15 protein-coding genes and 1 pseudogene are annotated in these 21,769 nt (G+C 63.9%); 7 read left to right on the top strand and 9 right to left on the bottom strand.

Translation table 11 applies throughout. From position 1 onward, the window contains the following. Nucleotides 1-7: 7 nt before the first annotated feature. From ACYVKQ_RS17550 to ACYVKQ_RS17535, 4 genes are read left to right on the top strand one after another with little or no spacing between them, the layout of a single operon-like run. Nucleotides 8-1,240, top strand: a complete 1,233-nt coding sequence (locus tag ACYVKQ_RS17550) for an LpxL/LpxP family acyltransferase (RefSeq protein ID WP_460676652.1) — start codon at nucleotides 8-10, stop codon at nucleotides 1,238-1,240. A 30-nt stretch (nucleotides 1,241-1,270) separates the two neighbouring features. Further along, complete coding sequence (locus tag ACYVKQ_RS17545) at nucleotides 1,271-2,314, top strand: ATP-grasp domain-containing protein (protein WP_460676651.1); 1,044 nt, start codon at nucleotides 1,271-1,273, stop codon at nucleotides 2,312-2,314. 41 nt (nucleotides 2,315-2,355) lie between these two features. Further along, on the top strand, nucleotides 2,356-2,628 hold the full coding sequence (locus tag ACYVKQ_RS17540) for a hypothetical protein (protein WP_460676650.1): 273 nt from the start codon (nucleotides 2,356-2,358) through the stop codon (nucleotides 2,626-2,628). Nucleotides 2,629-2,672: 44 nt separating this feature from the next. Continuing rightward, nucleotides 2,673-3,608, top strand: a complete 936-nt coding sequence (locus ACYVKQ_RS17535) for a hypothetical protein (RefSeq protein ID WP_460676649.1) — start codon at nucleotides 2,673-2,675, stop codon at nucleotides 3,606-3,608. A 118-nt stretch (nucleotides 3,609-3,726) separates the two neighbouring features. Here the strand turns inward: ACYVKQ_RS17535 and ACYVKQ_RS17530 are convergent, their stop codons facing one another. Beyond that, nucleotides 3,727-4,215, bottom strand: coding sequence for a DUF4126 family protein (locus ACYVKQ_RS17530; RefSeq protein WP_460676648.1), 489 nt, complete (start codon nucleotides 4,213-4,215; stop codon nucleotides 3,727-3,729). 143 nt (nucleotides 4,216-4,358) lie between these two features. On the opposite strand from ACYVKQ_RS17530, the gene ACYVKQ_RS17525 reads away from it, so the two are divergent. Next, a complete protein-coding gene (locus ACYVKQ_RS17525) occupies nucleotides 4,359-7,106 on the top strand; it encodes an MGH1-like glycoside hydrolase domain-containing protein (RefSeq protein WP_460676647.1) in 2,748 nt (915 codons plus the stop codon). Nucleotides 7,107-7,328: 222 nt separating this feature from the next. Next, on the top strand, nucleotides 7,329-7,697 hold the full coding sequence (locus ACYVKQ_RS17520; RefSeq protein ID WP_460676646.1) for a group III truncated hemoglobin: 369 nt from the start codon (nucleotides 7,329-7,331) through the stop codon (nucleotides 7,695-7,697). Nucleotides 7,698-7,816: 119 nt separating this feature from the next. On the opposite strand, the pseudogene ACYVKQ_RS17515 reads toward ACYVKQ_RS17520, so the two are convergent. From ACYVKQ_RS17515 to ACYVKQ_RS17485, 7 genes and pseudogenes are all read right to left on the bottom strand, one after another. Beyond that, a pseudogene (locus ACYVKQ_RS17515) lies at nucleotides 7,817-8,101 on the bottom strand (2-oxo acid dehydrogenase subunit E2); the annotation flags it as partial. After that, nucleotides 8,102-8,935, bottom strand: coding sequence for a T9SS type A sorting domain-containing protein (locus tag ACYVKQ_RS17510; RefSeq protein WP_460676645.1), 834 nt, complete (start codon nucleotides 8,933-8,935; stop codon nucleotides 8,102-8,104). Between the two features lie 926 nt (nucleotides 8,936-9,861). Further along, nucleotides 9,862-12,012 (bottom strand): T9SS type A sorting domain-containing protein, encoded by a 2,151-nt coding sequence (locus ACYVKQ_RS17505; protein ID WP_460676644.1) that lies wholly within the window; start codon nucleotides 12,010-12,012, stop codon nucleotides 9,862-9,864. 354 nt (nucleotides 12,013-12,366) lie between these two features. Further along, a complete protein-coding gene (locus ACYVKQ_RS17500; protein WP_460676643.1) occupies nucleotides 12,367-12,999 on the bottom strand; it encodes a hypothetical protein in 633 nt (210 codons plus the stop codon). 418 nt (nucleotides 13,000-13,417) lie between these two features. After that, nucleotides 13,418-15,088: a 2-oxoglutarate dehydrogenase complex dihydrolipoyllysine-residue succinyltransferase gene (odhB, locus tag ACYVKQ_RS17495; protein WP_460676642.1), complete on the bottom strand. Its 1,671-nt coding sequence runs from the start codon at nucleotides 15,086-15,088 to the stop codon at nucleotides 13,418-13,420. 103 nt (nucleotides 15,089-15,191) lie between these two features. After that, on the bottom strand, nucleotides 15,192-18,050 hold the full coding sequence (locus tag ACYVKQ_RS17490; protein ID WP_460676641.1) for a 2-oxoglutarate dehydrogenase E1 component: 2,859 nt from the start codon (nucleotides 18,048-18,050) through the stop codon (nucleotides 15,192-15,194). Nucleotides 18,051-18,266: 216 nt separating this feature from the next. Further along, a complete protein-coding gene (locus ACYVKQ_RS17485) occupies nucleotides 18,267-19,445 on the bottom strand; it encodes an L-dopachrome tautomerase-related protein (RefSeq protein WP_460676640.1) in 1,179 nt (392 codons plus the stop codon). Between the two features lie 360 nt (nucleotides 19,446-19,805). Here ACYVKQ_RS17485 and ACYVKQ_RS17480 point away from each other — a divergent pair, with 360 nt between their 5' ends. Beyond that, the gene (locus tag ACYVKQ_RS17480) at nucleotides 19,806-20,324 is read left to right on the top strand and encodes a hypothetical protein (protein WP_460676639.1); all 519 of its coding nucleotides are present in this window, start codon (nucleotides 19,806-19,808) and stop codon (nucleotides 20,322-20,324) included. A 365-nt stretch (nucleotides 20,325-20,689) separates the two neighbouring features. Here the strand turns inward: ACYVKQ_RS17480 and ACYVKQ_RS17475 are convergent, their stop codons facing one another. Next, the gene (locus ACYVKQ_RS17475; protein ID WP_460676638.1) at nucleotides 20,690-21,712 is read right to left on the bottom strand and encodes a hypothetical protein; all 1,023 of its coding nucleotides are present in this window, start codon (nucleotides 21,710-21,712) and stop codon (nucleotides 20,690-20,692) included. Between the last annotated feature and the right edge of the window lie 57 nt (nucleotides 21,713-21,769).

Genomic DNA, 21,769 nt, shown 5'->3' with positions numbered 1-21,769 from the left:
CTGCGCTATGACAACTGCTACGCTTTCCTCGCCGGCCGCCGACCTCCTGCTCGACGCGCAACCCGAAACGGCCGATGCGACCCGCCGCGCCGGCTACCTGGCGCGGGTGGCCGCCACGCGGACCCGCTCGCAGGAGCGGGCCGCCGGCGCCCGCAGCCAAGCCCCGCACGGCACGCCCACCCACGGCTACCTGCTGTGCGCGGCCAACCGCCGCAACTACCTGCCCGAGTACCCCGGCTCCGACGCCGCGTTCTACGAGCGGGTGCTCGGCTACCGCGACTGGGCCGCCATGGACGAGCACGAGGAGCAGGTGCACTTTCTCACGGAGTACACCGGCGACACGTCCTTCCTGGCCGACGTGCACACCCGCCCGCGGGTGTTCTGCACCTTCCACCTGGGCTCTTACCGCGCCATCCACCACTTCCTGCTGCGCCACAACGTGCACTACACGCTGGTGGTCGATGAGGTGACGCTGCAGCAGCAGGGCGACAAGTTTCAGGACCTGTCGGCCCAGAACGAGGCCTACAGCGGCGGCAGCATGCGCATCCTGAACGCGGAGTCGCCGAGTATCGGGCTGCAGATGATCCGGGAGGTGAAGTCGGGCCGCAGCTTGCTGTTTTACATCGACGGCAACACCGGCGTGGGCGGCATGGACCGCCAGGACGAAAAGCTCACCCGCATTCCGTTCCTGGCCCGGCAGCTGTACGCCCGCAAGGGCATTGCCTTTCTGGCCCACGTCACCAAGGCGCCCATCGTGCCGCTGCTCTCCTTCCGCCACGCCGACGACGCGTTCGAAACCCGCTTCTACCCGCCCGTCGTGCCGACCGAGTCGGCGCTGCCGCGCGAGGAATTTGCCGTGGCCACCACCCGGCACATCTTTGAGCTGTTCGAGCCGGTGCTGCGCCGCTTCCCCGAGCAGTGGGAAGGCTGGCTGTACATGAACCACTTCGTGGACCTGCCGGCCCTGCGGGAGGAGTACGCCCCGGTGGCCCTCCCCGCCGCGCTGCCCGCCCGGCTGGCCTTCAACACAGCGCGCTACGGCCTCTTCTGGCACGCCGACGCCCCGCAGCTCTTCGACCTGGCCACCTACCAGACCTTCGGCATTTCCGACAAGCTGGCGGCCCTGCTGGGCCAGCTCGCGGGCCTGCCCGCCGAGGTGCAGCAGCGCTTCGCCGCCGCCCCGCTGTTCCAGGATTTGTGGCGCCGGCAGGTGGTCGTAGCGGCCGCCGACGCGGTCTAGGTTCATGCACTTGCCGCCGCTCTTCGCCTCATGATTCTCGTTCTCTCCCACGCCGACCACGAACAGGGCACCGAGCCGGTGCTCGACTGGCTGCTGGCCTACGGCGCCCCCTTTTTGAAAATCAGCAGCCGCGACCTGGTCGAAACGCCCCGCAACTGGGTTATCGACGTGAACCGCGGCGACATCGTGGTCGACGGCGTGAGCCTGCGCGAACAGGTGCACGTGGTGTGGTACCGCCGCTTCTTCGACCCCTTCGACCGGGCGGCGCTGCAGCGGCTGGGCGCGCACGGCGGGCAGGTGGCTGGCGACATCAAAAACGAAACCACCCACCTGGCGCAGTTTCTCTTCGGGGTGCTGCACGACAAGCTCTGGCTGCCCGACTATGGCGCCATGCAGCAGGCCAAAAACAAGCTACTGCTGCTGCAGCTGGCCCAGCGCAGCGGCCTGGCCACGCCCCGCTCGCAGGTGCTCACCACCAAGACCCAGCTGCTGGCCCTGCTGGCCGAAACCGGCGGCCGGCTCATCACCAAACCCATCGACTTCTGCGGCTACTACCTGGAGCAGGGCGACGCCTACACGGCCTTCACTACCCGCGTGAGCGAGCAGCTGGTGGCCGAGCTGCCCGACACATTTTTCCCGACGCTGTTTCAGCAGCAGGTGGACGCCGCCTACGAGCTGCGCGTGTTTTACCTCGACGGGCAGTGCTACGCCACCGCCATTCTCACCCCGCCGGCCGCTCCCGGCCCCGATCAGCCCTACGCCGACGTGAAGCTGGTGTACGCCAGCCCGCAGACGCACGTGGTGCCCTACCAGCTGCCCGCCGATGTGGCCTTGCGCGTGGCCTCCTTCATGCGCGCCGCCCGCCTGCGCACCGGCTCCCTCGATTTGATCCGCACCCACGCCGGCGAGTACGTGTTCATCGAAGTCAACCCGGTGGGCCAGTACCTCTCGCCCTCCTACCGCTGCCACTACCAGCTGGAGCAGAAAATTGCCCGCTGGCTGGTGGAGCACGACCACGCCGCCACGCTGGCCGCCGAGCAGCCCGAGCCAGCCGCGGCGGGCTACCTGGCCTGAGCGCTTTTCGTCCTTCCCTTTCACCTTTCCTCTTCGGCCCCATGCCTGATTACATCTTCTCGGCGGAGCAGCTGCGGCCACTGCCGGTGCACTTCCGCTACATGCGGCGCAGCGCGGTGACGCAGGTGGCCGAGCTGGGCGCCGGCGTCCGGTTCAGCGACAGCCGCCAGCACCAGTCGGGCCACTACCGGCAGCAGGAGCTCTACAAGCCCGTGTCGGACCTCGACTACGCGCTGCTGCTCAGCTACGAGGCCCCCGCCGCCGAACCGGTCCGGCCCGCGCCGGCCCCGGCCGGGCCCGCCCTGCGTTCCTAGAGCCCGGCCCGGCCGCTTTCCTCGCCCCTACTTCTCTCCTCGCTATGCACTTTCAGCTTTACGCCCACCAGGTGCCGGTGCGCGGCCGCGACCGTAGCGCCATCTACGACCTGCACAACGCCCAAGTCACGTTCATCCCGAACGTGCTGTACGACATCCTCGCCGCCCTCGACCAGCAGCCCTACGCCGACGTGCAGGCTGCCTACGCTTACGACGCGGCCAGCTTCGGGCAATACATGGCGTTTCTGCAGCGCAAGGAGTTGGGCTTTTTCACCGACAACAAGGCGGCCTTTCCCAAGCTGCGGTTGGAGCACCACTGCCCCGACGAGCTGACCAGCGCCGTGGTGGAGCACGATTTCCGCCACTACGATTTCGCTACGGTGGCCGCCCAGCTCGACGCGCTGCGCTGCCGCCACCTGGAGCTGCGGCTCACCCACGCCACGCCGGCGCGCCTGGCCCGGCTGGCCGACAGCCTCGCCGGCACCACGCTGCGCGCCGTAACGGTGCTGCTGGAATACACGGCCGCCGTATCGGCCGCCGAGCTGCGCGCCCTGCACGCGGCGCACCCCAAGCTCAGCCGCATCATCTGCCACTCGGCCCCGCACACCGGCCCCGACGCCGACCTCCCGGCCCTGAGCTACACGCCGTGGCGCCCGGGCGCGGCGGCCCCGCCCGAGCCGCGCTACGTGGTCAACACGCAGTTTTTCGCCGAAGCCCAGCGGCACAACCCCTACTACAACGGCCGGGTGTGCATCAGCCGCACGGGCCTGGTGAAGAACTGCCTGCGCCACGCCCGCAGCTTCGGGCAGGTGCCCACGGATGCGCTGGCCGACATCGTCCGCCGGGACGATTTCCGGGAATTGTGGTTTGCGGCGCCCGACGCCATCGAGGAGCTGCGCGACTCGCCGCTGCGCTACTGCACCTACTTCCCGCACGAGCTGCGGCGCACGGCCCCCGGCGGCTACGCCGTGGCCGGCTGATACCCGCCCCAGCGGTTTTTATCCTGTTGCTAGTGCCTTATGTTACCCCAACGGCCCGTGCGGCGAAGCAGCGCTTCCTCGCACGGGCCGTTGATATTGACCGGAAACCAAGGCCGGCTTAGTGCCCCGGCTGGTGGCCGCTAAGCAGGGCTTTGCCGGTGACCACGGTCAGGGCATCCTCCACAAACCCGGCCCAGGGCTCTTTCAGCGGAGTGCGCCGCGAGGCGAGCTTGCGCAGGTACAGCGCGGCAAACGAGCCGGCCACGGCCCCGAGGCTGCCCACGGCAGCGCCTTGGAACAGGCTGCCGCGGTTGGTTTTGTAGAGCACCGCCCCCACCAGCGCGCCCGACAGCGCCCGGCCCGTCAGCACGGGCAGCACGGTGCGGTCGGGCATTCCGGGCAGCTTGTCGCTGGCCATTTCGGCGCCGGCCAGCAGCTTCAGGCTGCGGGCCGCCCCTTTCGATTGCAGCCAGCTAAACGAGGAATGAGCCAACCGGCCGGAGGGGTGGGCGCGCAGGGCGCTGCTGAGCAGGGCGGGGGCCGTCATGCTGCGCATGCCGGCGACGGCACCGAGGCCGAGGGTTTGCCAGAAGGGGGAGGAGGCCATAGCGAAAAAGCAGAGTGAATGGATATTGGAAAGCTTACGGGTATTCGGGAGCGGCGGGTGACGCCCTTGGGCTCCGCCGCTGCCTGATCAGCCGAAACCAGCCCTTTCGCGTAGTTTCACGGCGGCTTTTTGTGTCATTGCTTATGAAGTGTCGCCCCTCTTCCCCGCTGGGCCTGCTGCTTGCGCCGCTGCTGCTGGCCGGCTCCTGTCAAATGCCTAAATCAACGACTCAAACCCCGGTGGCCGGCCCGCCGACCCCGGCTGCCCCGGTGTGGCAGTCGGCCGCCTACACGCTCTACCGCGACTCCGTGGTGCAGGGCCGGCACGTGGCGCGGGCCCTCTCGCGTACGGAACTGACCTCGAACTACCAGAGCCCGGCCAATGCGTTTCAGAGCCCGCAGGTGAGCTTTAAGTTCAGCCTCAACGGCAAGGACAACGAGATGCAGCCCGGCCAGGACCACGTGTTCGTGGCCGTGCCCCGCCCCGGCGGCGGCCAGCTCGAAACGCCGCCCATCGTGTTTGGGAAGCAGTACGTGGACCCGACGCCGGTACCGCCCGATACGTACCTGGCGCCGAACACCCCGCTGAAGATTCGCCTGGACCTGCGCCCGGTGCTGGCCGCCTTCAAGCAGCAGGGCTACTACCAGCTCTACAACGGGCAGCGCCTCTACCAGCAGGACCTGAAGCACGTGCTGGTGGCCGGCAACACCGCGCCGCTGAGCTGGGACTTCGACAACCTCGTGAGCAAGCCGGGGCTGGAGCTGCGCGACCCGGACGGCGACGGCATCTACGAAACCACCGTCACGCTCAACGCCCACTCCGACGCCAAAACCACCGCCCACGCCTGGAAAGCCAGCCTCGACGTGTCGGGGCTGCCGCAGTACCAGTCGGATTATCCGCTGCTCGACGCGCTCTACAACCTGGCGCTGGAGGAAGCCAAGCGCGCCGTGGAGCCCGACAGCACCTTCCGCACCGGACAGGAATGGGCCGGCGTCTGGACGCGCGACATCAGCTACAGCATCATCCTGGCGCAGGCGGCGCTGCAGCCCGAAGTGGCCAAGAACAGCCTGCTGCGCAAGGTGACGGCCGACGGGCGCATCATCCAGGACACCGGCACCGGCGGGGCGTACCCCGTTTCCACCGACCGCCTGATCTGGGCCGTGGCCGCCTGGGAAATCTACAAGAACACCGGCGACCGGCAGTGGCTGTGGCAGGTGCGCCCCATCATCCGCAAGTCCATCGAAGACGATTTGCTGAACGCCTACGACCCGTTGACCGGGCTGGTGCGCGGCGAGTCGTCGTTTCTGGATTGGCGCGAGCAGACCTACCCCAAGTGGATGCAGCCAGTTGATATCTACCAGTCGCAGAACCTGGGCACCAACGCCGTGCACTACCAGGCCAACCAGGTGCTGGCCATGATGGCCGAGCAGCTGAACGACTACGACCTGGCCGGCCGCCACCGCAAGCAGGCGGCCGCCATCCGCCAGGGCATGAACGACTACCTCTGGCAGCCCGACAAGGGCTACTACGGGCAGTTTCGCTACGGCCGGCTGGCCTCGGTGCTGTCGCCGCGCAGCGAGGCGCTGGGCGAGGCGCTGAGCGTGCTGTTCGGCGTGGCCGACACGGAGCGCAGCCGCACGGTGGTGGCCAGCACGCCCGTGATGGACTACGGCATTCCGTGCGTGTACCCGCAGACGCCGGGCATTCCGCCCTACCACAACAACGCCGTGTGGCCCTTCGTGCAGAGCTACTGGGGACTGGCAGCCGCCAAAGTCGGCAACGAAGCCGCCTTCATGGAAAGCCTGGCCGCCGTGAGCCGGCCGGCCGCGCTGTTCCTGACCAACAAGGAGAACTTCGTGGCCTCCAACGGCGACTTCGCCGGCACGCAGGTCAACAGCTCGGTGATGCTTTGGAGCCTTTCGGGCACGCTGGGGCTGGTGTACAAGGGCCTGTTCGGCATGGACTGGCAGCCCGACGGGCTCACGTTCCGGCCCTTCGTGCCGCAGGCGTTGCAGGGCACGCGTCGGCTCACCGGCTTCCGCTACCGCGAGGCCCTGCTCGACATCGAGCTGACGGGCTACGGACGCACCATCCGCAGCATCACCCTCGACGGGCAGCCCCTGCCCGAGGCCACCGTGCCCGCCATGCTCGGCGGCCGGCACACCATCCGCATCGAGCTGACGAACGAAGCGCCGCCCGCCGCCCCGCAGCGCAAGGTACCGCACCACGTGGCCCCGATGACGCCCGCCGTGCGCTTCGCCGACGGCCGCCTGCGCTGGGCGGCGGTGGAGGGCGCCCAGGCGTATCAGGTGCTGCGCAACGGCGAATTCATGGGCCGCACCACCGAGCCGGAGTTTGCCGTGCCCACCGCCCCTGTGTACGCCGAGTACCAGGTGGTGGCCGTGGACGCCGCAGGTTACGAGAGCTTTGCGAGCGAGCCGCTGCCGGTGGGAGCCGCCCGGTTCCGGCGCAGCGTGCAGGTGGAGGCCTTCGCGCCGGCCGCCAAGCTGCCGTACAAGGGCTACGCGGGCAAAGGCTTCGTCGAAATCAGCCAGACGCGCAACCGCCGCGTGAGCTTGCGCGTGCAGGTGCCCACGGCCGGTCTTTACGCGGTGGATTTTCGCTACGCCAACGGCAACGGCCCCATCAACACCTCGAACAAGTGCGCGATTCGGACCCTCAGCGCCGGCAGCCGCACCCTGGGCACGGTGGTGCTGCCGCAGCGCGGCGTCGATGAGTGGTCGGACTGGGGCTACACCAACCCCGTGCTGGTCACGCTGAGCCCGGGCACATACACGTTTACGCTAAGCCTGGAACCGGCCAACGAGAACATGCACGGCGAAGTCAACCAAGCCATGCTGGACGAGCTGCGCCTGACCAGAGTGCGGTAGCACGAGTGCCCAACCGTCGGCTGACCACCCCGGCACTCCACTTGGATGCGGGTTTCCCGGCGGCTGGGCATTTTCCCGGATTCGTATATTTTTTTCATAGGAATAAACACTGATTTTCAAGCTCTACTGACAACTGTCATTGGTTCGCGCAAACGTTTGCGCTACCTTAGCCCAACCTAGCCTGCCTGGCTAGCGTATCCCGTGCCCCAGCGTCTTTGTTCTATGAAAACTGCTCCTGCCTCCGCCCTCACCGACATCGTTCGGGAAGCCGACGTCAAAACGCTCGTAGACAACTTCTGCGAGAAGGTCAACCAGGATGAGGTGCTCGGCCCGGCGTTCAACGCCACGGCCCGCCTGCACTGGCCCCAGCACCTCTTCACGCTGTACAGCTACTGGAGCACCACGCTTCTGGGCTCGGTGCAGGAAAAAGCGCAGGCCCTGCCCAAAAACCTCGGTCTGCCCACCGAAGGTCCACGCTGCCAGCGCTGGCTCACCCTCTTCAACGCGGCCGTGCGCGAAACCTTCGCCGGACCTAAAGCCGATGAAGTAGCCGGCCGGGTGCTGAGCCTGGCCGCTCGCCTGGAACGCTAGCCCAGCGGCGGCATACGCCGCCATTTCGCCTGCGGCAATGCTTTTGTCTTGCAGCCCAACCAAAAAAGCCGCGCCTCCCACCTGGGAAGCGCGGCTTTTCGCTTGTACGGCTAGGCCGTTTACACGCCCAGCAGCAGGCGCATCGGGTCCTCCAGCAGCTCCTTCACGCGCACCAGGAACGACACCGACTCGCGGCCGTCGATGATGCGGTGGTCGTAGCTCAGCGCCAGGTACATCATCGGGCGGATAACCACCTGCCCGTTTTCGGCGATGGGGCGCTGCACGATGTTGTGCATGCCCAGGATGGCCGACTGCGGGGCGTTGATGATGGGCGTGCTCATCATCGAGCCGAACACGCCGCCGTTGGTGATGGTAAACGTGCCGCCGGTCATCTGCTCCAGGGCTTACTGAAGCACCAGCCGGCGCGTCATCACCTGAGCGCCGTTGGTCAGGCGCAGCACGTACACGCCCTTGGGCAGGTGACCGAGTTGCAGCGTGGCCGTGGTCGTGGCAGTCGGCAGCGTGGCCGTGTGCACGGTGCGGCCCAGCGCGTCGAGCACCATCAGCGGCAGCGGGCGCGGCGCGGCTGGCCAGCGCAGCTGCACCTGCCCGGTGCTCGGGTTGGGGTAAGCTGCCAGCGACACCAGATCGGGCCGGACCGGTGCGGTGGCCGTTACCACTTCCAGGTCGTCCAGGGCCGCTATGTAGGGGTAGTTCACGCCCTGATTGGGACCCGACTCGTAGAAGTTGCCGAAGTAGGTGTTGCCCATGAACGCCCCGGCCACGTAAAGGTGGCCCGCCCCGTCGGTGGCCAGGCCCAGGCCGGCGTACAGGTTGCTGCCGCCGAAGGGCGTGCCCGAGCCTCCGTAGCCCTGCAGCCAGCGCAGGTCGCCGGTGGCGCTGTACTTGGCCACGTAGCCCTGGTAGCCGAAGGTGTTGGCCGTCAGCGTGGTCGTTTCGAACTGCACGCCGCCGTAGGCCGCGCCGCTCAGGTACACCTCCCCGCGCTGGTTCACGGCCACAGCCCGCGCCCATTCGGTATCGGCCCCGCGTAGCGTGCGCACCCACTGGAAGCCGCCCTGGGCGTCGTACTTGGCTACGTAACTGTCGGAGTAGCCGCTGTTGCCGGTGGTGCTGAGCGTGAGCGGCCCGAACACGCCCGTATGGTTCTGGTTGTCGCCGCCTTTATTGCCAAACCGCCCACAAACGAATACGTTGCCGGCCGCATCGGGCGCCACACTTACCGTCTCTCCGAAAGAATCAGTTGAGGCCCCCACAGCCCGGGCCCAATCAGCTAAACCCTGAGGCGAGCAACGGGCGACGAAACCGCTATAATTTGCTGGCATTATAATCACCCCATTTCCAAAATCAGTATTGCCACTACAGGCCCCGCTTATCCATAAGTCGTCAGCGGCATCCAACGCCACGGCCTTTACCTCGGAGCCCATACCGGTTATTGCGCGGGCCCATGTGTAGTTACCGTTTGCCTCGATGCGCAGATAAATGCCCATCGGCCGTCCATAAGCAGCATTGTTTATCAAAGTAGGCTGCCCACCCAAGGCCAATGTCCCGTATAGCTGTCCGCCCAGCACACAGCCGCCATTAGCAGTAACGGCTAAGCTGCTAATCAGAACAGTTGGGTCTGTGGCGCCGCTATAGCTGGCTTCTAACTTGCGCGTCCAGAGCACCTGCCCAGTAGAGGAAAACTTAACCAAGACTGTGGCGGTGCTCCGTCCGCTACCACTCACTGGCACCTGGGTTGCCCCAAAGCTGATATCCCCTGTGGCTAAATAGGCCACGTAGCTATTGCCAGCCGCATCTACGCCCGTTGCTTGAGCCTCCCCAAAGCGCGTGCTCAGGGCGGGCTGTACCCAGTTAGCTGTACCGTCCGTCTGCCAGGAACCAGCAAAGGCCGTACGGGGCTGGTATATGCCCACCATTGTTGGCTGCCCAGTGAAGGTCATTTCCTCGTGGAAGTAACCGGCCGCCGCTAGGCGGCCATTGCCCAGGGCAATGGCCGCCGTCGCGCTGTAGTTTTGGATGTTGGGGCTGGTGCCGTTGAGGCCGGTTTGCACCCAGCGGAATTCCTGGGCCTTGGCGGGTTGCACTGCCGCCCAGCAGCTTAGCAGAAAGAATAGTGTGCGTTTCATCGTCTGATCTGAATTTAGTACACCTGCAGCTTGCTCACGTACTGCCGCTGCCCCGCTACGACTTTAACCAAATACAAGCCGGTCGGTAAGCCGCGCAGCGGAATTTCGACCTGCTGGCCGGTTTTCGCCGTTGCGGCGTGCTGCCACAGCTGCCTGCCCTGCATATCCAGCAAGTACGCCTGCTCTATCGGTAGTTTGGCCATAGGGCTGGCCAGTTGGGCGGTGGTGCGGCCGGTAGCCGGGTTGGGCGTCAGCGTCAGCTGCACCGTGCCTGTTTCCGGCGGTGACAGCGGCCCGCTGGGCGGGGCGCCGGGCGCTGGCCGGGTGGGCGTGGCCCAGGGATTGTAGTTGTTGCAACTGCCTACGGCCTGCGCCGCCAGGTTGGGCGCGGCGCAGTAAGCGCCCCGCTCCCGCTCGGTTATCATTTCCACATTCATGCCCTCGGGTACGTCCAGCGTACCCTGAAAACCGATGGACAGCCCGGCCGCGAAGCCCCCGCTGCCCCCGCCATAGCCCTGGGTGCCGCCGTTGCGTACCACGTCCATCCGCAGCGACGAGCTGCCGTCGAAGCTCAGGGCGCTGGGGGCGCTGAAGTACTGGCTATACGGATTGAACACCACGCCCGTATAACTTTTGTCCAGGGGCTCCAGCGTAGAGGTACCAAACCAGTAAGGAGTATAGTCGGCCACGTCCAGGTAGCTGCGGTTTTGATACGAGGAGCTGGCCGTGCGAATGGCGTAGTCCTGCACGAAGATGATAGGCGCGGCGCCGGCCGGGGCCCCAGCCCGGCGCAATTCCACGATGACGCGCACAAACGCGGGGTACTTGTCGAGGCTGTCGGTGGGGGCATTGAAAGCCATGCCCCGGAAGCAGCCCACGTTGACGAACGGTGTGTGCACAAGGTAAAGGTTGTCTTTCTCGCTGCTCGTCGGTCCCACGTCGTAGGGTTCAGCTATCAGATTACCGGCCGCCACCTGGGCGTACATCAGGTTGTAGCGGCTGGCCGGCCACGCCTCCGCCAGGGTGTAGTGGCTCACCTTCTGCATGATGGCCGCCCGCATGGATACCACCTGCGCCCCCGACAGCTGATTGACGACCGGCTGCAAATCCGCCGTTATTGAGTATGAGCTGTACTGCTGCTCCGGCACCGCGCCGCGCGGCCCGTTGTGCCTAGCGGCCCGCGGGTAGTCGATGCGGTCAATCTGAGGCGTGGCTCGCAGATTAAACAGGCCCATCGGGCAGTCGTAGTAGGGCTGCGTCATGCGCACGTTGGCGTTGGTGCTGCCGTTGAAGTTGTGCGGTGTGCCCGGCACCTGCACGTACACGGCCTGGCCCAGCAGCGTGGAAGTGGAAATGCTGCCCGTAAGACGGATGCTGCCCGTCGAGACGGTGGGCGGGGCCGGGGCCGGGGCCGTGCTGCCCGGGGCGTCGGGCCAGAGCACGGCCGCCACGGAGCCCAGCATGCTGAACAGCCCGCCGGCCTGGCTGGCCACGCCGAATAGGGTCTTCAGGCCCCCGCCTTTTTCGCTGCCGCCCGTGGCCCCGCTGATGAGGCCCGCTACGGCACGCACGCCGCGTAGTGGCACGGCAGGCGTTTGGGGGCTGATGTTGGCTACCACCTCGTTAGCCTTTTGGTTAAGCGCCAGTACCTGGTCGGCTATGCTGTTGAACTTGCCCAGGAACTTGCTGCCCGTGGCAATAAATTGCTTAGCCCCGCTGCCCGGCGAGGCATCGAGCTGGCTGGCCGGACCCGCGAAGCCAAAGCCTTCCTGCGGCTTGGTGACAAAGCGGAAGTCGCCGCTTAGCTCCAGTGTGGAGCTGACGATGCCGTATATCTTAAACTCCAGCTTGCTCTCGTAAAACTTAGGGTCGGTGTGGTGCGGGTCGAATAGCATGGCAAACTCGCCCATAATCCACCCTTTGGAGCCGCCAAAGCCACAGATATAAGTGGTCAGGTCTTCGCCCTGATTTTGCGCCAGGTACTGGTCGGCACCCTTCACCAGCGGCTGGCCCAGCCCCGCCGCCGCCGATACCTGCCCGCCGGACTGGCTGCCCGCCACCCCGGTCATGGTCATGATGACCTTGGAAAACGTCTGGCTTTCGTTCAGATACGCGAATACCCGCAGAACACCCGTGTACTTGTTGTACAGGATAAAATTTGGCATTTCCGTTCCGTAGTTCCCCCCAAAGTCCAGCCGCACCAGTTCCCAGCCATCCGCCCGCTTATAGTCCGATTTCTCGCCAATGGCTACCAACGTTTGTGAGCCTGGATCTACCCAAGGCGCCCCCATAGCTTGTTTACTATACCCATTAACCCCTGGACTTCGTGTATACGCTGCCCAAGTGCTACAATAATCTGGTTGGAACGGGCCGATTTCCCAATCCCAACCTTGGTAGTTAGTCGGAGGGAAACTAGTCGAGGAGGTACACTGCACCGCTGGTGCCTGCGCCCACACCCTAGCTACATTGCCCAGCAGCAGCCAGCAACTGAGCAAAAAAAACACGAGACGTTGCATGGCCTACTTCCCGGTTTTGGTGGAGTTGGCCTGCACCTCCAGGACCGCTATCTTCTCGTTGAGTTGCAGCATATACAGCGTCAGCTCCTCCACTTTTCGCAGCAGGGCCGCGTTCATCTCGTTCACGTCGTAGCCGGCGCGTTGCACCTGCTCGGCACTGGGCACGTCGGGCAGGTGCCGGTAGCAGCCGATATAGTCGGCTACCTCCGCCAGGGGGCGGAGCCGGTAGGTAGGCGCGAACACGAAGTCGCTCCAGGTAGTAGGCCGGGTCACGTACAATGATTGGCTGACCAGCTTGCCCGCTACGGCCAACTTGTAATCGGCGTGGAGGCTTTGGTCGGGTTGCTGCCCGCCTATCATCACCCGCCCGTCGTTGCGGATGGTCATGCGGGTGTAGTTATCGACCAAGTTGCGGCTAGTAATGGCCTGGCCATTGCTCACGGGACCAGCCGAGGGAATGGTCAGGAAGCGCATGCCGCCGCCCACGTCGCCGTAAATCAGCGACGCACCGTTGTTGCCGGTGTCCGTGTCCGACACCCACTGCCAGGTAGAGCCGACTTGCTGCGCTTCCAGGTTGAAGCCTACGTAGCCGGTGCCGTACATAACCATGGGCGTGGCGCTGTTATCATAAGCCACACCAATGCGGACTTTACCGATGCCGGTGCCCACACCGGTGCTTTGGGCCTGCGCTGCCAACGCGCTGCAGCCTAGCGTTACTGCCAGCAGTAGTGAAAAGATGGGGGGGGGGTAGTGAGTTGTTTCATGTGTATCAGACTAGTTGAATTGAGTACCTACAATAGTTTATATAAATTCAATTAAATCCTAGCGGTTTTATTTCCCATTTTAGGAATATTCAGTACCGTGCCCCAAAGCCAGCATCATTAGTTCTTTAATTATAACCCAAGCTCAAGATCAGCACATCATCAGCCTAATGTTATTTTTTAGTATTGCATGTTTGCCATTGATATCCGGCAGTTAAAAATGCAGCTGTAAAAGCAAACGCCGCGCTCCTCAAACGGGAGACGCGGCGTTACGCGGCAGCTAGATTTGACGTTTACACGCCCAGCAGCAGGCGCATCGGGTCTTCGAGCAGCTCCTTCACGCGCACCAGGAACGACACCGACTCGCGGCCGTCGATGATGCGGTGGTCGTAGCTCAGCGCCAGGTACATCATCGGGCGAATCACCACCTGCCCGTTTTCGGCGATGGGGCGCTGCACGATGTTGTGCATGCCCAGGATGGCCGACTGCGGGGCGTTGATGATGGGCGTGCTCATCATCGAGCCGAACACGCCGCCGTTGGTGATGGTAAACGTGCCGCCGGTCATCTGCTCGATGGTGAGCTTGTTGTCGCGGGCCAGGCCGGCGAGGCGGGCAATTTCCTTCTCGATGCCGTCGAAGCTGAGCTGCTCGGCGTTGCGAATCACCGGCACTACCAGCCCTTTCGGGGCCGATACGGCGATGCTGATGTCGCAGAAGTCGTTGTACACGATGTCCGTGCCATCGATCTGCGCATTCACGGCCGGCCACTCCTGCAGGGCCACGCACACGGCCTTGGTGAAGAAGGACATGAAGCCCAAGCCCACGCCTTTCTTCTCCTTGAACTTGTCCTTGAACTTATTGCGCAGGTCCATGATGGGCTGCATGTTCACCTCGTTGAAGGTGGTGAGCATGGCCGTCTCGTTTTTCACCGCCACCAGGCGGCGCGACACCGTCTTGCGCAGGTTCGACATCCGCTCCCGGCGCTGGTTGCGGTTGCCGCCGGCCACGGCCGGAGCTGCCTGCGGAGCCGGGGCAGCCGGAGCCGCGGCGGGCTGAGCGGCCGGAGCAGCGGCCTGCGGCTGCGCCTTCAGCGCGTCTTCCTTGGTGATGCGGCCGTCGCGGCCCGTGCCCTGCACGCCCGCGGCGTTGATGCCTTTCTCGTCGAGAATCTTGCCAGCGGCCGGCGAAGGCACGCCCGACGCGTAGCTAGCCGAGCTGCTGGTGGCCGCCGGCGCGGCCGGCGCCGCCGCCTGGGCCGGAGCCGCTGCAGGAGCAGCAGCCGGCGCCCCGGCGCCCGCGCCTTCGATGCGGGCAATAACAGCGCCGATGCCGATGGTTTCGCCTTCCTTGGCCACGTGGCGCAGAATGCCGGCAGCTTCTGAGGGCAGCTCAAACGTCGCTTTGTCCGATTCCAGCTCGGCAATGACCTCGTCTTGGGCCACCTGAGCGCCGTCGGGCTTCAGCCATTTGGCCACCGTCACTTCCGTGATGGATTCGCCCACGGCCGGAATCTTCATTTCCTTGGTTGCACCGCCGGCGGCGGGTGCAGCGGCCGGAGTGGCAGCGGGCGTAGCCGCCGTCGGGGTGTTGGCCGAGCCGGCCTGCGAGCCACCGTAGCCCGACTGGTTGCTGGCCTGCGGGTTTTCCTGGCCGGCCGTAATCGGATCAGCCGCCGCCGGTGCACTGGCCGGGGCCGTCGCGGGGGCAAGAGCTGCCGGCGCAGCTGCGCCGTCGCCGCCGATTTCGGCAATGACGGTGCCGATGCCGATGGTTTCGCCCTCGGCTACGCGAATCTTCAGGGTGCCGTCGCCTTCGGCGGGCAGCTCAAAGGTGGCCTTGTCCGATTCCAGCTCGGCAATGACTTCGTCGCGCTTAACGGCTTCGCCGTCTTTTTTGAGCCACTTGGCGATGGTCACTTCCGTGATGGATTCGCCGACGGCGGGTATTTTGATTTCCAGAGCCATGTACTAGCTGGTGGGAATGATGTCGATGGAGAAGGGAAAGTTAGAAAGCCGAAGCGGAAGGTAGCGTGTAGCGCGGACTGAAGCCCGCGCTACCACTGCCCTACTAGTCCGGTACGTCTTTCTTGGCCGTTTCGGCCGTGGCCTTGATGTTCTGGGCAGCCACAGCTTCCTGCGGCTTCTGGAAAGCCCGGGCCACAATCTGCTTCTGTTCCTGCACGTGCACTTTGTTGTAGCCGGTAGCGGGCGAAGCCGAAGGCTTGCGGGCCACCACGTCGCCCAGCTCGCGGCGCATGAAGCGGAGCATGTAGTTCCAGTAGCCCATGTTCTCGGGCTCTTCCTGCACCCAGATCAGCTCGGCTTTCGGGTACTTGCTGAGCTCGGCCTGCAGTTGCTGCTGCGGGAACGGGTGCAGTTGCTCCAAGCGAATGATGGCGACGTCCTTGCGCTCCGACTTGGTTTGCTCTTCGAGCAGGTCGAAGTACACCTTGCCCGAGCACAGCAGCACGCGCTTCACCTTCTTGGCTTCGGCGTAGGTGTCGCCGAGCACTTCGCGGAAATTACCCGAGGTGAATTCCTCTACCGGCGACACGCACAGCGGGTGGCGCAGCAGGGACTTGGGCGACATCACCACGCAGGGCTTGCGGAACGACCACACCAGCTGCCGACGCAGCAGGTGGAAGAAGTTGGCGGGCGTGGTGATGTTGGCCACCACCATGTTGTTTTCGGCCGCCAGCTGCAGGAAGCGCTCCGGGCGGGCGTTGGAGTGCTCGGGGCCCTGGCCTTCGTAGCCGTGGGGCAGCTGCATCACCAGCCCGTTCATGCGCTGCCACTTGCTTTCCGACGACGAAATGAACTGGTCAATCATCGTCTGGGCGCCGTTGGCGAAGTCGCCGAACTGCGCTTCCCAGATAACCAGCGCCGTGGGGTTGGCCATGGCGTAGCCGAATTCGAAGCCGAGCACCGCGTACTCGCTCAGCAGCGAGTTGTAGATGCGTAGCTCCTCCGGCTGCCCGCCCTCGATGTGGTTAAGCGGGGTGTAGGGCGCCGAGGTCACGGCGTCGTGCAATACGGCGTGGCGGTGCGAGAAGGTACCGCGCTGCACGTCCTGCCCGCTCACGCGCACGATGTGGTTTTCGAGCAGCAGCGAGCCGTAGGCCAGCTGTTCGCCGGCGGCCCAGTTGAGCACCCGCGACTCGAAGAACATCTTGTTGCGCTCCTTCAGCAGGTTCTCGATCTGCTTGATGGGCTTGAAGCCTTCCGGAATCGTGGTCAGGGCCTTGGCCACTTTCTGCACCACGTCCTCGCTGATGCCGGTTTCGGGCGACTGGTTAAAGTCCTCGTTGGTGGAGCGACGCAGGCTGCGCCACTCGTTTTCCAGCGGCTGGTACTTATAAGGCAGCGGCTGCTGTTTCACCAGATCCAGGCGGGCCTGCAGCAGGTCGCGGAATTCGCGGTCCATCTGCTCGGCCAGCTTGGCGTCCACGTCGCCGCGCTGCACCAGGGTGGCGTTGTACACCTCGCGCGGGTTCTGGTGCTTGCTGATCAGGTTATACAGCGCCGGCTGGGTGAATTTCGGCTCGTCCGACTCGTTGTGGCCGTGGCGGCGGTAGCACACCATATCAATGAAGATATCGGCGTGGAACTGCTGACGGTACTCGGTAGCCAGCTGCACCGCAAACACGACGGCCTCGGGGTCGTCGCCGTTCACGTGCACCACCGGTGCATCAATGATTTTGGCCAGGTCCGTCGAGTAAATCGACGAGCGGGCGTCTTCGAAATCGGTGGTGAAGCCCACCTGGTTGTTGATGACAAAGTGCAGGGTACCGCCCGACTTGTAGCCTTCCAGCTGCGACATCTGCGTGACTTCGTAGCCGATGCCCTGACCGGCCACGGCCGCGTCGCCGTGAATCAGGATGGGCATGATCTTCTTGAAGTCGCCGTTGTACTGGTGGTCCAGCTTGGCGCGCACGAAGCCTTCCACCACCGGGTTCACTGCCTCCAGGTGCGAGGGGTTCGGGGCCAGCTTCAGGTTCACCTTTTTGCCGCCGGCCGCGTCCACCTCCGAGCTGTAGCCCATGTGGTACTTCACGTCGCCGTCGCCCATGGTCAGGTCCGGCACGGCCGTGCCCTCGAATTCCGAGAAGATCTGCTCGTAGGTTTTGCCCATGATGTTGGCCAGCACGTTCAGACGGCCGCGGTGAGCCATGCCGATCATGACTTCCTCCACGCCCAGCTCGGCGCCCTTCTGAATGATGGCGTCCAGCGCGGGAATGGTGGTTTCGCCGCCTTCCAGCGAGAAGCGCTTCTGGCCCAAGAACTTCGTGTGCAGGAAGTTCTCAAACACCACCGCTTCGTTGAGCTTGCTCAGAATGCGCTTTTTGTACTCCACGCCGGGGTTGAAGCTCAGTGAGTCCTTCTCCACCTTGGTGCGGAACCAGTCGAGCACCTGCGGGTCGCGGATGTACATGTACTCGAAACCAATGGTCCGAGTGTATATCTTCTGCAGCGCGTCGATGATGTCGCGCAGCTTGGCCGAGGCGCCGAGGCCTAGCAGCTCGCCGTTCTTAAAGGTCGTGTCGAGGTCGGCGTCGCTCAGGCCGAAGTCCGAGAGGGTCAGGCGGGCTTTCCGGTCCTTCCGCTCGCGCACCGGGTTGGTGCGGGCCACCAGGTGGCCGCGGCTGCGGTAGGCGTGGATGAGGTTGCGCACCGCCGTTTCCTTATCGGCCGATACTGAATCCGACGAGCTGATGGCCGTCGTGCCCAGCGTGGAGGCGGATTTGGTCAGCACGCCGGTACCGGTAGCCTGTTCGGCCCCGTCTTCTGGGTAAGTCTGCGAGAAGTCGAAGCCTTCGAAAAACTTGCGCCAGCCGAAATCTACCGATTCCGGGTCGGCCTTATAGGCCTGGTACAACTGGTCGATGTAGTCGCCGTGTGCGTTGGCGATATATGAATATGCGTCCATGAGAACGGATATGGTGGGAAAACAAATGTAAGGCTTGTAAAAGCAAGCACAAATTCATATTCGCATGCACAAATATCGCTCACTTTCAACATGAACGCAAATCACCTATCGCCCGCGCCCCCTTGTAAGAAGTACAGCCATCCAAAGTAAAACTTAAGCTAACGCAAAGGCCCGCTCAAAGTTGAGCGGGCCTCGAGTTGCCAACGCTGTGGGCTGTTACTGGGGAAGCTTCATCTTGAAGAGCCGGTACGGTTGGTTTTGCTTGCCCACTCCCTTGTTCCACGTAGGAGTTTTGTGAATGGCGGAGGCCGTCACGTACAGCGTGTTATCCGGCGTCAGGAAGTAGGTGTCCGGCCATTGCAGTCGGGGGTCCTTCGCCAGTTCCTCCATTTTTCCATCGGGGGTGCGACGGACCACCGCGTTTTGCTCAATGGCCGTGATGTACACATTGCCCGCCGCATCAATTTCCAGACCGTCGGCAGCTGGCGTTTTGCCCAAGTTTTCGACCTGCTGCCCCAGTTGGGCTTCGCTCAGCCCTGGGTTGCGCAGCGCTGCCGTCGGGATGCGGTACAGGGTATAGCCCGTGACGGCGTGGTAGTAGAGGTGCTGGTTGTCGCGGCTGAGGGCAATACCATCGGAGTGCAGTTTGGCGGGCTTGTCCGTGGGGTCGAGCATGGGGTTGCCCTCCACGTTCAGCCGAATGTCCTCCGCCTTCACCGACGGATGGTTGGTGAGTACCCGCCGGGCCTTTTGCGTTTTCAGGTCTACCACTACCAGACCGCCCTGGCTGGATTCGGTGATGTAGGCGTAGTTGTTATCCAGGTCGATGCGCACATCGTTCAGGTAAGACTTGCGCGGCGCCACCGTCTGATCAAAGCGAATGGTTTGCACCACCTGGTTGGTCTTGGGGTCGATCTTGACCAGCTTTGGCCCGCCGGGCACGGTGTATTTCAATCCGGGCGCAGCCGGGTCGAGCACCCACAGCATGCCGCTTTTGTCCACGGTGGCGGCCTGCGGGCAGATCCAGTGCTTTTCGGGCTCGTTGCGTACCGAGTCGTTCCACGTGCACCAGCCCGCATCGGGGTATGGCTTGACGGAGTTACCGGGGCCGAGAATGGCAATGGGATTTACTGGGTTGTAGTCCCAACGCGGTGACACGAGCAGCACGCGGTTGTCGGGCAGCACGGCCACGCCCACAAACTGCGGCTCGCGCAGCTCGCCTACCAACTGCAGGGGCGAATTGGCCGGCGCCGTGGGCATCTGCGTTGCGGCAGCGGACGAATCGGCCGGCGTTCCGTCCGTGGAGGCATTCCCCTTATCGGCGTTGCAGCTGCCGAGTATGATGACGGCTGAGCCGGCAATGAGCGAGGAGCGCAGGAAAATGAAGCTCATCATTAGTGGGTATTTGGCAGTGAAATAAAAGCGGATTGGTAATGCTGAAAACCAAGATTTCCAGCACCTACGCATCCAGAGGTCTGCGCGTTCGACTGCCTACCCCTGCACCCGATTTGAACCTTTCCCAAAAGGCAGCCGTTTAGACGACCCCTGCAGGCCGCTTGTCTACGCCCGAGGGCTATTTATATAATTTTAACACCAATAATTATGATTAAAGCAAATCAAATGAATATCTTCACCAACTCGGACTCTGGCAAGCAAGAGCAATTCGCCTCTTCTTCATTCATATGATTCCCGGCCGTGCGGCGGTCGGACCTTAACCTCCCCAGGTGAAAGCGGGAGTGCACGAACCCAAACGACATGTCTATCGCCCTTTTTCTGCTGTACCTTTTCCTTCCCGCCCAACCCCTTGTTCCCCGGCACTTGCCCACCGCGCATCTGGCGCCGCGTGTGGTGACAGTGAAACCTTCGCCAGCCCCGGTAGCCTATCATCCACCCAAGAAGCTACCTACTTACCGCGTCACGGCCACGATTTACATGGCTGATGCCCGCCAAACGGATGACGAGCCGCTGGTAACGGCCGACAACTCGCGCATCCCCCCGCACGCTTCAAGCAAAACCCGGTGGATTGCGCTGTCGCGCGACCTGCTGACAAAGTGGGGCGGCCCTTTCGCCTTCGGCGACTCTGTTCGGGTCCGCGGCATTTCCGCCGAGCTCGACGGCACGTACATTATCCACGACACGATGAACCGGCGCTTTAAGCACGGCATCGACTTGCTCGTGGGCAAACACGAAGATTTTTACGGACGCTGGACCGACGTCCGCATTACCCCGGTGCCGGAGCGTGAAGCCCCGAAGCCGGAGTGGCAAGCCGGCTAAGCATACTTCGCTGGCCTCTTTCCCGGTTGCTTGGCGGCTTTTCGTCTGCCTAAGCCTGCCTACTCGTTTTTTGCTGTTCCCTCCGGCTTCGCCTGGCCCCGAAGCCTGCTGCCGTGCGCCCTGTTTTTGCGACGCTCTAACCAGCCTAAGTGAAGGCTGAAGGGCCCCGCATTGCCTTCCGACTGCACCCAACGGCAGCCCGCATCAGCCCTGCCTGCGGCGCAGTCTCTGCGTCGCACCTGCTTGCCGCGGGCGTTTTGCTGCTGCTATCCACCTGAGCGCCTGCCTTATTCCTCAGAAGCCCGTCCACTCTCCCGTGCCCCACTTGGACACGGACGGGTGGGCGGGCTTTTGAGGAATAAGGCCTAACCACTGAGGTTACTTGGAAACTGCGTCAGCGTGCGGGGTTGGCCGTCGGCGTCGTAGAGGTAGCTCAACGGCTGGCGCGGATCCTGCAGGATTTCCCGCAGGCTGATCTGCCAGGGCAGCCACAATTCTTCCAGGGTTTGAGCGTAAGCCATGTTCTCCCAGGGGTTGAAGATCGAGCCAGTCACGTCGTCGAGGAATGTATCCATGACGAGCACCTCGTCGCCGGGCTTTACGGGGCGGGGGAAGTACTCGGGAATGGCGCTGATGAGGTAGGCTCCGTAGTACACCCGGGCTTTGAACTCAGCCAGCTGCACCGGGTGCAGCGGCCGGGTGCGGGCGTCGTCGTACACGCGCTGCATCACGTGGCGCAGCATGTCGTTGTCGAGCAAGCAGCTGATAACTACCACGTTGCCCAGCCGAATGCTGAACATCATGGTGGCCAAGTCATCGTCGTACGCGAAGGCCGGCTCGTCGGGGCCGACGTTTACTTCCAGCACAAAGACCGAGGCGGGCGTGAAGTCGTCGTACTCCATGGGCACGCGCAGGGCCTGCAGCACCTGGAAAAACGAGCGGAAACGGCTAAACAGCGTACGGTTCTCGGCCAGTGGGTAGCGGGGCTTGATGAGCGGCTCCTGCTCACGCGCCAGCTCGTTGACAAAGATGCCGTAGAACATCTTGCCCAGCCACAGAAAAAGCGTTTGGTCGTCCAGCTCCCGCAGGCCGGCGGGGTCGGCGGCCGTAGCCACCGCCACCCGTTCTTCCAAGGGCTCGATATGCGTGTGCTGGCAGCGCGGGCAGCAGGGAATGGTCAGCTCGCCGAAGGTGCTGGTGCTCTGGTCGAGTAGCTGAATAGGCTTGGCGGCCAGCCCGTAGCGCTCCAGCAGCCACGGCGCAAAGACCGGTACGTGGTTGAGGGCAGGATCTAGGGCCGTGCCGCACAGAAAACAATGGGGAGCAACCAGCTGCATGCGGGCAAACGGGTCGTAGAGCGTCAGATCGGGCGAAGAGGAAGCTGCCATGGCCGCAAAAATACGTTGCCCGCCGCGGCCGGAAGCTTCCGGCCGCGGCGGGCAACC

It is taken from the genome of Hymenobacter coalescens (genome assembly GCF_054783195.1).
This window is presented reverse-complemented; position numbering and strand designations above follow the sequence as displayed.

Bases quoted from the DNA above. Each gene is read 5' to 3' on its own strand.
- ACYVKQ_RS17550 (WP_460676652.1), top strand. From the start codon at position 8: ATGACAACTGCTACGCTTTCCTCGCCGGCCGCCGACCTCCTGCTCGAC.
- ACYVKQ_RS17545 (WP_460676651.1), top strand. From the start codon at position 1,271: ATGATTCTCGTTCTCTCCCACGCCGACCACGAACAGGGCACCGAGCCG.
- ACYVKQ_RS17540 (WP_460676650.1), top strand. From the start codon at position 2,356: ATGCCTGATTACATCTTCTCGGCGGAGCAGCTGCGGCCACTGCCGGTG.
- ACYVKQ_RS17535 (WP_460676649.1), top strand. From the start codon at position 2,673: ATGCACTTTCAGCTTTACGCCCACCAGGTGCCGGTGCGCGGCCGCGAC.
- ACYVKQ_RS17530 (WP_460676648.1), bottom strand. From the start codon at position 4,215: ATGGCCTCCTCCCCCTTCTGGCAAACCCTCGGCCTCGGTGCCGTCGCC.
- ACYVKQ_RS17525 (WP_460676647.1), top strand. From the start codon at position 4,359: ATGAAGTGTCGCCCCTCTTCCCCGCTGGGCCTGCTGCTTGCGCCGCTG.
- ACYVKQ_RS17520 (WP_460676646.1), top strand. From the start codon at position 7,329: ATGAAAACTGCTCCTGCCTCCGCCCTCACCGACATCGTTCGGGAAGCC.
- ACYVKQ_RS17505 (WP_460676644.1), bottom strand. From the start codon at position 12,012: ATGCCAAATTTTATCCTGTACAACAAGTACACGGGTGTTCTGCGGGTA.
- odhB (WP_460676642.1), bottom strand. From the start codon at position 15,088: ATGGCTCTGGAAATCAAAATACCCGCCGTCGGCGAATCCATCACGGAA.
- ACYVKQ_RS17490 (WP_460676641.1), bottom strand. From the start codon at position 18,050: ATGGACGCATATTCATATATCGCCAACGCACACGGCGACTACATCGAC.
- ACYVKQ_RS17485 (WP_460676640.1), bottom strand. From the start codon at position 19,445: ATGATGAGCTTCATTTTCCTGCGCTCCTCGCTCATTGCCGGCTCAGCC.
- ACYVKQ_RS17480 (WP_460676639.1), top strand. From the start codon at position 19,806: ATGTCTATCGCCCTTTTTCTGCTGTACCTTTTCCTTCCCGCCCAACCC.
- ACYVKQ_RS17475 (WP_460676638.1), bottom strand. From the start codon at position 21,712: ATGGCAGCTTCCTCTTCGCCCGATCTGACGCTCTACGACCCGTTTGCC.